The following is a 381-nucleotide window of genomic DNA, read 5'->3' as shown; positions in this document are numbered from 1 at the left end:
AGTTAAGCTTCTTAGCGCCAAGAGTAGTTGGGGGTCGCCCCCTGCGAGGGTAGGACGTTGCCATGCTAATAATAAATTTAAAAATGTGCTAATCTAACTGATTAACACATTTTTATGTATATGACCCGTTGGTCAAGTGGTTAAGACACCGCCCTTTCACGGCGGTAACATGGGTTCAAATCCCGTACGGGTCATTTTCGCCGGCTTAGCTCAGTTGGTAGAGCATCGGTATCGTAAACCGAGGGTCACAGGTTCGACTCCTGCAGCCGGCATTAGTGGTTGCAAAATTGTTTTATGTAGTAGTAAAAGAGTGTGGTGGCGATAGCAAGAAGGATACACCTGTTCCCATGTCGAACACAGAAGTTAAGCTTCTTAGCGCCA

The 381-nt window shown here is 46.5% G+C and carries 2 tRNA genes and 1 rRNA gene; all 3 read left to right on the top strand.

The window, feature by feature from the left end:
* Nucleotides 1–122: 122 nt before the first annotated feature.
* A tRNA-Glu gene (locus AC1RPT_RS07745) sits at nt 123–194 on the top strand.
* A 5-nt stretch (nt 195–199) separates the two neighbouring features.
* Nucleotides 200–272 (top strand) — tRNA-Thr (locus AC1RPT_RS07740).
* Between the two features lie 39 nt (nt 273–311).
* Nucleotides 312–381: ribosomal RNA gene (rrf, locus tag AC1RPT_RS07735) — 5S ribosomal RNA — on the top strand; the annotation flags it as partial.

The sequence above is a fragment of the Dellaglioa sp. CoH-56-MRSF-11 genome (assembly GCF_056782135.1).
The sequence above is the reverse complement of the archived record's forward strand: the minus strand, read 5'-3'. Positions and strand labels throughout refer to the sequence as shown.